Origin of the sequence: Rhodoplanes roseus, assembly GCF_003258865.1 — a bacterium.
Taxonomy (GTDB): domain Bacteria; phylum Pseudomonadota; class Alphaproteobacteria; order Rhizobiales; family Xanthobacteraceae; genus Rhodoplanes; species Rhodoplanes roseus.
In genome coordinates, this window is sequence record NZ_NPEX01000216.1 from 1 (window position 1) to 10,054 (window position 10,054).

14 protein-coding genes and 1 tRNA gene are annotated in these 10,054 nt (G+C 72.6%); 8 read left to right on the top strand and 7 right to left on the bottom strand.

Features of this window, described 5'->3' with window-relative positions; genetic code table 11:
• From CH341_RS35340 to CH341_RS23110, 3 genes are all read right to left on the bottom strand, one after another.
• A partial coding sequence (locus tag CH341_RS35340; protein WP_210208564.1) for a hypothetical protein occupies window positions 1–192 on the bottom strand: 192 nt, incomplete at its 3' end.
• A gap of 249 nt (window positions 193–441) precedes the next feature.
• Window positions 442–517, bottom strand: a tRNA-Phe gene (locus tag CH341_RS23105).
• 173 nt (window positions 518–690) lie between these two features.
• Complete coding sequence (locus CH341_RS23110; protein WP_111421344.1) at window positions 691–1,617, bottom strand: diacylglycerol/lipid kinase family protein; 927 nt, start codon at window positions 1,615–1,617, stop codon at window positions 691–693.
• Window positions 1,618–1,807: 190 nt separating this feature from the next.
• On the opposite strand from CH341_RS23110, the gene CH341_RS23115 reads away from it, so the two are divergent.
• The 4 genes from CH341_RS23115 to CH341_RS23130 all read left to right on the top strand — a co-directional run bounded on the left by CH341_RS23115 (window position 1,808) and on the right by CH341_RS23130 (window position 4,308).
• A complete protein-coding gene (locus CH341_RS23115; protein WP_111421345.1) occupies window positions 1,808–2,164 on the top strand; it encodes a DUF952 domain-containing protein in 357 nt (118 codons plus the stop codon).
• A 176-nt stretch (window positions 2,165–2,340) separates the two neighbouring features.
• Window positions 2,341–2,745 (top strand): hypothetical protein, encoded by a 405-nt coding sequence (locus tag CH341_RS23120; RefSeq protein ID WP_111421346.1) that lies wholly within the window; start codon window positions 2,341–2,343, stop codon window positions 2,743–2,745.
• 316 nt (window positions 2,746–3,061) lie between these two features.
• A complete protein-coding gene (gene bluB / locus CH341_RS23125) occupies window positions 3,062–3,766 on the top strand; it encodes a 5,6-dimethylbenzimidazole synthase (protein ID WP_111421347.1) in 705 nt (234 codons plus the stop codon).
• 110 nt (window positions 3,767–3,876) lie between these two features.
• Window positions 3,877–4,308 (top strand): hypothetical protein, encoded by a 432-nt coding sequence (locus CH341_RS23130; RefSeq protein ID WP_111421348.1) that lies wholly within the window; start codon window positions 3,877–3,879, stop codon window positions 4,306–4,308.
• A gap of 13 nt (window positions 4,309–4,321) precedes the next feature.
• Here the strand turns inward: CH341_RS23130 and CH341_RS23135 are convergent, their stop codons facing one another.
• Window positions 4,322–4,954: a LysE family translocator gene (locus tag CH341_RS23135; RefSeq protein ID WP_111421349.1), complete on the bottom strand. Its 633-nt coding sequence runs from the start codon at window positions 4,952–4,954 to the stop codon at window positions 4,322–4,324.
• 197 nt (window positions 4,955–5,151) lie between these two features.
• Here CH341_RS23135 and CH341_RS23140 point away from each other — a divergent pair, with 197 nt between their 5' ends.
• Both CH341_RS23140 and CH341_RS23145 read left to right on the top strand, forming a co-directional pair.
• Window positions 5,152–5,526, top strand: coding sequence for a BA14K family protein (locus CH341_RS23140; protein ID WP_111421350.1), 375 nt, complete (start codon window positions 5,152–5,154; stop codon window positions 5,524–5,526).
• A 352-nt stretch (window positions 5,527–5,878) separates the two neighbouring features.
• Entirely contained in the window at window positions 5,879–6,178 is a 300-nt protein-coding gene (locus tag CH341_RS23145; protein ID WP_111421351.1) for a hypothetical protein, read from the top strand.
• A gap of 82 nt (window positions 6,179–6,260) precedes the next feature.
• Here CH341_RS23145 and CH341_RS23150 read toward each other — a convergent pair whose 3' ends face one another.
• Window positions 6,261–6,557 carry a hypothetical protein gene (locus CH341_RS23150; RefSeq protein WP_210208565.1) on the bottom strand — a complete coding sequence of 99 codons (297 nt, stop codon included), beginning with the start codon at window positions 6,555–6,557 and terminating at the stop codon, window positions 6,261–6,263.
• A gap of 256 nt (window positions 6,558–6,813) precedes the next feature.
• Between CH341_RS23150 and CH341_RS23155 the strand changes: the two genes are divergently transcribed.
• Window positions 6,814–7,800 carry a Bug family tripartite tricarboxylate transporter substrate binding protein gene (locus tag CH341_RS23155; RefSeq protein WP_111421352.1) on the top strand — a complete coding sequence of 329 codons (987 nt, stop codon included), beginning with the start codon at window positions 6,814–6,816 and terminating at the stop codon, window positions 7,798–7,800.
• Here the strand turns inward: CH341_RS23155 and CH341_RS23160 are convergent.
• Window positions 7,787–8,731, bottom strand: coding sequence for an AraC family transcriptional regulator (locus CH341_RS23160; protein ID WP_111421353.1), 945 nt, complete (start codon window positions 8,729–8,731; stop codon window positions 7,787–7,789). The two genes, CH341_RS23155 and CH341_RS23160, sit on opposite strands and share 14 nt — an antisense overlap.
• Before the next feature lie 132 nt (window positions 8,732–8,863).
• Here CH341_RS23160 and CH341_RS23165 point away from each other — a divergent pair, with 132 nt between their 5' ends.
• Window positions 8,864–9,619 (top strand): SDR family NAD(P)-dependent oxidoreductase, encoded by a 756-nt coding sequence (locus tag CH341_RS23165; protein WP_111421354.1) that lies wholly within the window; start codon window positions 8,864–8,866, stop codon window positions 9,617–9,619.
• Between the two features lie 25 nt (window positions 9,620–9,644).
• Here the strand turns inward: CH341_RS23165 and CH341_RS23170 are convergent.
• A partial coding sequence (locus CH341_RS23170) for a hypothetical protein (protein WP_245431212.1) occupies window positions 9,645–10,054 on the bottom strand: 410 nt, incomplete at its 5' end.

Sequence of the window (10,054 nt, forward strand, 5' to 3'; positions counted from 1 at the left end):
GGCGGGCGCCGGCGGGGTTGGGGCCGGGGCGGTGGCGGGCGATGGGGAGGGAGCCGCCTGGCCGGCCGGCGCCGGAGTCGGGGCGGGTGCCTGCGCCCGCGCCGGCAGCATCGCGATCCCCAGGACGGCGACCGCGGCCGCGATCGTCGCCGCCGTGGTCATCCGCTCGCGCCGCCGTCCGTCACCCGTCATCGCCGTCCCCGTCGATCGCTGTTCCTCGCGCGCCGGCCGCGAGTGTCCGTCGGCCGAACCGCCCGGTCAAACCACCCGCCCACAGGTAGTGCCGGCCGCGACGGTGCGGTTCGAATGGTGAGGGTCGAGGTCGAAGTCGCGGCTCGGGTACCGCCGAGGCCGGCGTTGCTGCACGAGCGCGCGCAGCGCACGTCGCGCGAACCCAAGTCGCGCGAACCGAGGCATCGATGAGCTATGGATTTGGGGGCGTGGTGCCCAGGGGCGGAATCGAACCACCGACACCGTGATTTTCAGTCACGTGCTCTACCAACTGAGCTACCTGGGCGTGCCCGCGAGAGCGCGATGCGACGGGCGCATCGGCGAGCGGGGGCGGTTATAGAGGCGTTCCGGACGGATGGCAAGACGACCCGACGGGACCGCGACATGCGTGGTGCTTTCGCTCGAACGACGGGCGTTCGGACCGCGGGGAGGGCGCGCGGGCCGGCGAAGTCCGGGGCCTCACGCCTCCGCCTCGGCGGGGCGGACGGCCGGAGCGGGCGCCTCCTCCGGCGGGGCCATCAGGACGGTCAGGCTCTTGGGGGCGACGCCGTAGTGCAGCGGTACGTCGGCGCGGATCAGCTCGCCGTCGGTGGCGGTCCAGGCGCGGCGGCGCACATGCGAGATCGTCACCTCGCGGGCCGTGGTGCTGCGGATGCCGGGATTGTCGCGCCAGCCGCCCGTCACCAGGTCGGCGCCGGCGCGGGCGAGGCCGAGCGTGCTGGCGTCCTCGGCGATGTGGACCTCCAGCAGGCCCTCGTCGAGGCGCGGGCGGCGCCAGTCGACGCCGAAGCGGTTGTTGGTGACCAGCACGGCGAAGGCGTCGACGATCTCGCGGCGCCCGTCCAGCGCCACCTCGAAGCGGAACTTTCCGGTGCGGCGCAGCGCCTTGAGGGCCGCCCAGGCGACCCCGAGGAAGCGCCCGAGCGGGTGGCCGCGGGTTTCTTCGCGGGCCCGCGCCATCTGGCTGAAGAAGCCGATGCCGGAAAGCGAGTGGAACGGCCGCCCGTCCAGGGTGGCGAGGTCGACGGCCTGCGGGGTCGCTGCCTGCAGGGCCGTCACCGCCCCCTCGATGTCGGCCGGCATGCGCAGATCGCGGGCGAACAGGTTCATGGTGCCGAAGGGCAGCACCCCCAGCACCTTGCCGGTGCCGGCGAGGGCACTGGCGGCGAGATTGACGCTGCCGTCGCCGCCGCCCACCACCAGGGCGTCGTGCGACGAGCGGGCGCCCTCGGCGATGGCGGCCGGCATCGCCTTGGGCGGCAGCATGCGGATGTCGACCGCGCGGCCGCCTTCGCCGAGCGCCGCGAGCGCCGCCGTCACGGCCTCCGGGCCGCGGTCGACGACCGTGCCGGCACGTTCATTGAGCAGGACCAGGATGCGGCGCATGGGCGGTTCCGGAGCGTTGGCGCGCGGCCGCGATCCGGCCGGGGGGCCGGCCGACGGAGCGCATCGCGCCGTCAACGTCCTACCGCGCTGCTGGTTCGACGCGGCCGGGCGGCGGCCGCGCGGTGTTCGGCCGCAGCGCTGGAGCGGCGCCCGCGACGGGGCTATGACGGGCGGCCGAACCGGAGGTCCCATGAGCCCACCCGCCCCGTCCGTCGTCTACAAGATCTGCCCGGCCGCGCTGTGGCGCGAGGCGGAGGCGGCCGGCGTGTTCTTCGGCGCGCCGGTCGACCTCGCCGACGGCTTCATCCATTTTTCCGCCGCCGATCAGGTCGCCGCGACGGCGGCGAAGCATTTCTCCGGGCAGCGCGACCTGCTGCTGGTGACGGTCGCCACCGCGCCGCTCGGCGCCGCGCTGCGCTGGGAGGTCTCGCGCGGCGGGGCGTTGTTTCCGCATCTCTACGGGCCGCTGCCGCTCTCCGCGGTGCGCGCCGTGGCGGCGCTGGAGACCGGCCCGGACGGCGCCGTGCGGATCCCGGCGCTGGACTGACGCGCCGGCCGCGCGCAGGGGGCGGTTCTCCTGAACCTGCGCTGCGCCGGCTGCGACGAAGGACCGGGACACGATCCGCAGCTTCGTTGCGACGCTGCGCGACCCGCGACGGGCGGGGCCGGCCACGGGCCGGCACCGCGTACGACCGTCGCCTGTCATTCGGAGGGACGATTTTCATGCCCGACATCGCCCGCCGGCGCCTTCTCGCCGGCACCCTGCTCGCCGCCGCCGCGCCGGCCTTCGTCCGCGACGCGCGGGCCGAGGACAAGAGTGCCCTGCACGCCCAGGCCAAGCTGAGCGAGACCACCATGACCACGCTGTTCAAGATCGTCTCGGTCCGCGACGAGATCGTCATCGGCCTCACCGACGCCGAGCTCGATGCGCTGGGCGGGCGCGACGCCGGCGCCGTCGCCCGCGCGCTGAAGACCCGCGGCGAGATCACGGCCTGGCAATACGCGGTGCGCAAGTCCGCCACCGGCGAGCTGGAGCAGGCGCCGCGCCAGAAGATCGGGCTGCTGGCCCACGATTCCCTGCGGGTCGAGCCCTATCCGACCCCGCTCGCCGTGCGGGCGCACGACTAGCGCGACTGCGGCGGCGATGGAGACGGCCATGATCCGCTCGTCCCCGCTGTCGCCGGACCGAGCGGACGAGGAGCGATGCCGGCGAAAGGTCGCCGCGCCGCGGTCCCGGCCGGCGATCCGTCCGTAGCCTTTCTCGAATCGGGTGAGCGGGCCGGTCCGTCCGGGACGGCAGGGCGGCGCGCCGCGAGGCCATCGGGCCGCATGGCTGCGCGCGGCCGCGGACCGGTCCCTCACCCGGGCCAAATCGCGCTATGATGTCCCGGCCGCCCGGTGCGGCGGCGGGCCCGGCCGGCCCGATGCGGATGCCGAGGAACTCATGGACGCGACCGTGCAACCCAACGCCGACTTCTCGCCGCAGGAGCGCGACGCCGTCTATCGCTGCATCGCCACGCGCCGCGACGTGCGCGGCCAGTTCCTGCCCGATCCGATTCCCGACGAGGTGCTGGCGCGCCTGCTCGACGCCGCCCATCACGCCCCCTCGGTCGGCTTCATGCAGCCGTGGGACTTCATCCTGGTGCGCGACCCGGAGGTGAAGCGCAAGGTGCACGCCGCCTTCGCCACCGCCCACGACGAGGCCGCCGGCATGTTCGACGACGGCCGCGCCGCGACCTACCGCAAGCTCAAGCTCGAGGGCATCCTCGAGGCGCCGGTCGGCCTGTGCATCACCTGCGACCGCGAGCGCACCGGCCCGGTGGTGATCGGCCGCACCCACCAGCCCGAGATGGATCTCTACAGCGCCGTCTGCGCCGTTCAGAATCTGTGGCTCGCCGCCCGTGCCGAGAATCTCGGCGTCGGCTGGGTCAGCATCGTGCGCTACGACGATCTTCGCGCCGCCCTCGGCATTCCGCCGCGCATCCAGCCGGTCGCCTATCTGTGCATCGGCCGGGTGTCGCACTTTTTCGCCCGGCCGGAGCTGGAGACCGCCGGCTGGCTGCCACGCCTGCCGCTGCGCGATCTCGTGTGGTTCGACGGCTGGCACCGGCGCACCGGCGCGGAGCCGCTGCTCGACGCGCTGGACTGAGCGGTCTCGCGCCTGCGAACCGCCGCCGCCGCGGCGGGTTGTCCTTCGGGCCGCACGGCAATCGGGTCGCGCGGGCCCGGGCGCCGGCTGGCGCCCACGGGAGACGAACCATGAGCCGTGTCCAGGATGCCTTCCTCGCCGGGCGCGAGGCCTCGTCGCAGGGGCGGGCCGCCGGTGTCGCCGCGGTCTCGGCCTTCGATCGCGGCGTCGCCTGGGCCCGCGACGTGCTGCTGCCGGCGCTCGAGCGGGCGAACGCCGATCTCGGCGTGCACGGCGTACAGTTCCGGGTCGACACCAACCTGGATCCGCGCTCGACCAACCACGCCCATGTCGATTTCTGGATCGCTCCGACGGCGGAGCAGAGCGGCGGCTCGCCGCACGGGCTGCGCCACTCGATCAACGTGCGGGACGGCGGCGACGTGTGGCTCTATCGCCACGGCGATTCGGGCGAAAAGCTCGGCACCGTCGAGACCATGGACGCCGACGCCTGCGAGACGATGCTGGCCCGCGCCGCCGGCGACTACGCCCGCACGACGGGCTGAGCGACCCGTCGCCTCACCGCTCCGCCAGGGCGAGCTTGGCGCCGAGCGCCACGAAGGCGGCCGCGAAAGCGCGGCGCAGCCACGTCGTCACGGCCGGCCGCGCGATCACGTGCGCCCGCACCGCCGCCGCCAGCACGCCGTAGGCGACGAACACGGCGAAGGTCATCGCCATGAACACGGCGGAGAGCTCCAGCATGCGCAGCAGCGGTGCCGTCTCGCCGGCCGCCACGAACTGCGGCAGGAAGGCCAGGAAGAACAGCGACAGCTTCGGATTGAGGATGTTGATCAGCACGGCACCGATCACGATGTCGCGGGCCCGCCGCGGGTCGGCGCGGGCCTCGATGCGCAGCGCCCCGTTCTCGCGCAGCGTCTGCCACGCCATCACCAGCAGATAGACGACGCCGGCGATCTTCACGGCATTGAACAGCAGCGCGCTGGTGTGCAGCACGGCGGCGAGGCCGAGCACGGCCGCCAGGATGTGCGGCACGATGCCGAGCGTGCAGCCGAACGCCGCCGCGACGCTGGCCGCCCGCCCGCGCGACAGCGCCGCCGCCAGCGTGTAGAGCACGCCGGTGCCGGGCGAGGCGACCACGACCAGCGACGTGATCAGGAACTCCGGCGTGAGAGTCGCGGGCGTGAAGGTCATGCGTGGTCCTCGGTCGATGGGTGTTCGCGGAATAGCGGACACGCGTCGCGTGCGCCACCCGATTTCCGACGTGTCGTGTCACCTCCGCTCTCGGCACCTCCTCTTGGCACCTCCCCGCGTTACCGAAGTTTCACGAAACGAACCGGCGTTCCGGCCGTTTTCCTCCCGATGGTTTCGTTCGATCAGGGAGGCTCGACATGATCAGCAAGATGAAGCTCGCATCCGGTGCCGTCGCGGTGGCCGCGATGCTGACGATGGCGGTGCCGCAGGCGGAGGCCCAGCGCTGGGGTCATCGCGGCTATCACGGCGGCTGGGGTGGCGGCGGCGGTGCCGCGGCGGCCGGCATCGCCGGCTTCGCGACCGGCGCCATCATCGGCGGCGCGCTCGCCTCGCAGCCGAGCTACGGATACGGCTATGGTCCGGGGTACGGACCGGCGCCCGTCTATGGCGGCGGCCCGGCCTATGGCGGCGGCGGCGACGCCGTGGCCTACTGCCAGCAGCGCTTCCGCTCCTACGATCCCGCCTCGGGCACGTATATGGGCTACGACGGTCAGCGTCACTCCTGTCCGTGACGCGCAGGCCGATGACGCGAGCGGGCCGATGACGCGAACAGGCCGATGACGCGAGCAGATCCGCGGCGTCGCGCCTGACGTGATACCGGACCTCGAGCACATTCCCCGCACCGATGTCCCGTCGGAGACGAACGCGCCGGTCCCCCTCGCCGGCGCGTTCGTTGCGTTTTCGGCATCCGCGGTGCGTCGACGACTCGGCCGGCGAGGCGGGCGGAACGCAAGCCCCTGATCGTCGTTGTCGACAGCGCGGATCTCGCGTCCTCCCCGGATGCGTGCCGCGCCCGACTGACGTTCCACCCGTGAATTCCCCTCCACACGTGAATTCCCGACAGCGAGATCAGGAGACTCCATCATGCGCCTCGCAGCCGCAGCGGCTACGGCCGTCATCGTTCTCGTCACCGCCGTGCCGGCCAGCGCCCGCTTCTTCGATCCCGCCGTGAAGGCCGCGGAGCCGCTCACCGAGCAGGTCGCCTGCCGCACCGTGCGCGAGCGCATCGTGCGCCCGAGCGGCCGCGTCATCTTCGAGACCCGCCGCGTCTGCTCGCCCGGTCCCGCCATGGGCATGGGCCGCGGCGGCTGCACCACGGTGCGCGAGCGCGTCGTCCGCCCGAACGGCGCCGTCGTCTACAAGAGCATCCGCCGCTGCCGCTGATCTGCTGATCTGCTGATCCGAGCGATCCAGGAGCGCGGGTTTCGGCCCGCGCTCCTTCATGTGTGGCGCGTGCGCCGCTCGATCACTCTTCCTTGCCCTGCTCGACATGGAAGCTGTGCAGCACGCGATGAAAGATCGGCGCGAGCACGAAGCTCGACGCGATCACCAGGATCAGGCCCGAGAAGATCGCGTAGGAGCCGGCGAAGATCTTGCCCGCCCTGGTGTGCAGCTCGCCGACCGGGCCCATGCCGGACAGGATCATGGCGGCGTTGACATAGGCATCGGTCGCCGACATGCCCTCGAAGCCGGCATAGCCGGCCATGCCGATGGCGAGCCCGATCGCCGCGAGGGCGCACCAGATGGCGATCGCGGTGGCCATGCGCCATGCGAATTTCCGCGGCGAGGCGAGCGGGTGACGGCGCTGCTCGAAGAGTGTCGGCCCGAACATCGAGGTTGTTTCCCTGAAAGCCGGCGCCGGCGCCGAACGTCTCGCCGGCTCACCGTGGCCGCACCGTAGCGCCGCGGTGAGGCGATGCGATGGCGCCGCTTGCCGGCCGCGGCCCGGGGGCGCTAAACACGCGGGTCGGCTTGTCCGCGACCCTGCCTCGCCATTCCCGCCGCCTCCGGATTGTCTCATGATCGATCGTCGCAAGCTCGTTCTCGGCGCCACGGGCGCCGCCCTGCTGGGGCCCGCGCTGGTGCGGCCCGCCGTTGCGCAGCCCGCCTGGCCGGCCCGCCCGATCACGGTCGTCGTTCCCTATCCGCCGGCCGGCTCGGTCGACCTCGTCGCGCGCGCCATCGGCGAGCCGATGGGGCGGACGCTGGGGCAGCCCGTCGTGGTGGAGAATCGGGGCGGCTCCGGCGGCTCGGTCGCCGCCCAGGCCGTCGCGATCGCCGATCCGGACGGCTACCGGCTGGTGCTCGGCACGCAGCAGACGCACGGCACCAACGAGTCGCTCTATCCGACGCTCGGCTATCGCGCCGTCGAGAGCTTTTCGCCGATCTGCCAGGTCTGCACCGTGCCGCATGCGCTGGTCGTGAAGAAGACGCTGCCGGTGACGACCGCCACCGAGCTGGTGGCGCTGCTCAAGCGCGAGCCCGGCAAGCTCAACTACGGCTCGACCGGCAACGGCTCGTCGTCGCATCTCGCCTGCGAGCTGTTCAAGATCAAGGCTGGCGTCGAGGCCCAGCACGTGCCCTATCGGGGCGGCGGCCCGCTCGCCCAGGATCTGATGGCCGGCGTCGTCGACTTCGGCTTCATCGCGGTCGCCAACATCCGCGGCCAGCTCGAGGGCGGCCTGGTGCGGGCGCTCGCCATCGCCTCGTCGAAGCGCGTGCCGCTGATGCCCGACATCCCGACGCTGGCGGAGGCCGGCGTGCCCGACGTCGACGCCGACGCGTGGTTCGCCTATTTCGCCCCGGCCAAGACCCCGCCCGAGCGCATCGCCCTGATGGCGAGCGCCATCGAGGGCGCGCTCTCCGCCGACCTGGTGCGCGAGACCTTCGACAAGAACGCCGTCGTCGCCCGCTTCCGCCCGACCCCCGAGATGCCCGCCTTCGTCGCCGCCGAAGTGAAGAAATGGGCCGAGGTCGTCCGCCTCGCCAACCTCAAGCCGGAGTGAGGCGGCTCCGACGCTCCGCCGACGACCCTGTCGGGCGCTTCGGCTGGTTTCGCGCCGCGGCTGTGTCGCGGACTGGCGGCAGGCCGAACAGACGGCCGTAGTCGCGGGTGAACTGTGACACGCTGGCAAAGCCGACCGCGAAGGCGGCACTGCTGGCGCTCGCGCCCTCCGACAGCATCAGCCGCTTCGCCTCGATCAGCCGCAGCTGCTTCTGGAACTGCAGCGGCGAGAGCGACGTCGCGGCGCGGAAGTGTTGGTGGAACGCCGACGGGCTCATCCCGGCCGCCGCGGCCAGACGGTCGACCGGCAGCGGTCGGGCGAACTCGGCCCGCAGCAGCGCGACCGCGCGGGCCACGCGCTGCACGTGGCCGTTCGGCCAGCCGAGGCGCCGGATCGCCGTCCCGTGCCGTCCGGCGAGAAGCCAGTAGTGCATCTCGCGCACGAGCTGCGCCTGCAGCACCGGCACCGAGGCCGGGCGATCGAGCAGCCGCATCAGCCGCAGCGCTGCGTCGGCCACCTCGGCCTCGGTCTGATCGACCCGCACCGGCGCGGAATCGGTCACCAGCACGGTCTTCATCTCCGCCGCCAGATCCGCGATGACGGCCGCGTCGAGCTCCAGCACCAGCGAGAGATAGGGCGCGGCGAGGCTGGCGCGGGTGATCTGGCTGACGGTCGGCACGTCGGCCGTGATCAGCAGCGAGTCGCCGGCCGCGAAGGCGAAGCTCCGCGCGCCCATGGTGACTTGCTTGCCGCCCTGCAGGACGAGGCACGCGAGCGGGCGCGAGATCGCATAGACGAGATCGCTCGGCGCGGTCGCCCGCACCGTGGTGAGGCCGGGGATCGGGGTGCGCGCGATGCCGTCGGTGTCGGCATGGGCCTGCGCATGGCGGCGGACCGCGTCGAGAAGTGCGGCATGGGCGGGGGTGCTCATGCGGCGAGCCTACCCGCGCGCGGCCGGGCGCGCACGTCCTTCTGGAGGATCGGGCAAGAAACGGCGAGGTTCCGGCAACCGTGGCGGGCCGTGGAGGGGCATATCGGGGCGGTCACGCCACGGGAGCCAGACATGACCCAGATCACCCTCGTCACCGGAGCCAGCCGCGGGCTCGGCCGCAGCACCGCGATCGCCGTCGCCCGCCGCGGCGGCGATGTCGTCCTCACCTACATGAGCCGCGCCGGGGACGCGCAGGCCGTCGTCGCCGAGATCGAGGCGCTTGGCCGCAAGGCGGTCGCGCTGCAGCTCGACACCGGCGACGTCGCCGCCTTCGCGCCGTTCGCTGAGCGGTTGCGGGCGGCGCTGCGCCAGACCTGGGGCCGCGAGAGCTTCGATCATCTGGTGAACAATGCCGGTCACGGCGATTATGCCCTGATCGGGCAGACCACCGAGGCGCAGTTCGACCGGCTCGTCGACGTCCACTTCAAGGGCGTCTACTTCCTCACGCAGACGCTGCTGCCGCTGATCCGGGACGGCGGCCGCATCGTCAACCTGTCCTCCGGCCTCACCCGCACGTCGTTCCCCGGCTATGCCGCCTATGCGGCCGTGAAGGGTGCGATCGAGGTGCTCACCCGCTACATGGCCAAGGAGCTGGGCGGCCGCGGGATCGCCGTCAACACGGTGGCGCCGGGCGCGATCGAGACCGACTTCGGCGGCGGCGCCGTTCGTGACGATCCGGACGTCAACAGGATCTTCGCCGACATCACCGCGCTCGGCCGGGCCGGCGTGCCGGACGACATCGGGCCGATGATCGCCAGCCTCCTGTCCGCCGATCATCGCTGGGTGAACGCCCAGCGGGTCGAGGTGTCGGGTGGCCAGGGCATCTGAGCAGGCCGGCGGCGCGCCCGCCCCCTCACTTCGGCGTCAGCGTCTCGGTGCCGGAGCCGTTCTGGCCGCGGACGGCCCAGATGCCGCGCAGGACGCCGCCGTCCTGCACCTGGTACATCACCAGGCCGGGCTTGCCGTCCATCGTGTAGGTGGCCGAGAGCGTGTCGTTCATGCGCATGCCGAAGCCCGTATAGGTCGAGCCGCCGATCGACCAGCGCACCGTGTAGGTGGTGTCCGAGATGACCTGGACGGAGAGCGTCCCCGAATAGGTCGATCCGTCGCCATTGGTGCCGGCCACGGCGTAGCTCGAGGCGAGCCGCAGCGTCTCGGCGGCGGCGGGCGTGATCAGCGAGGCCGCGACGACGATCGCGGCGAGGGCACAGCGCATGCGGAGGGTCTCCCGGTTGCGGCCGCGGGCGACATCGCCGCGCGGCC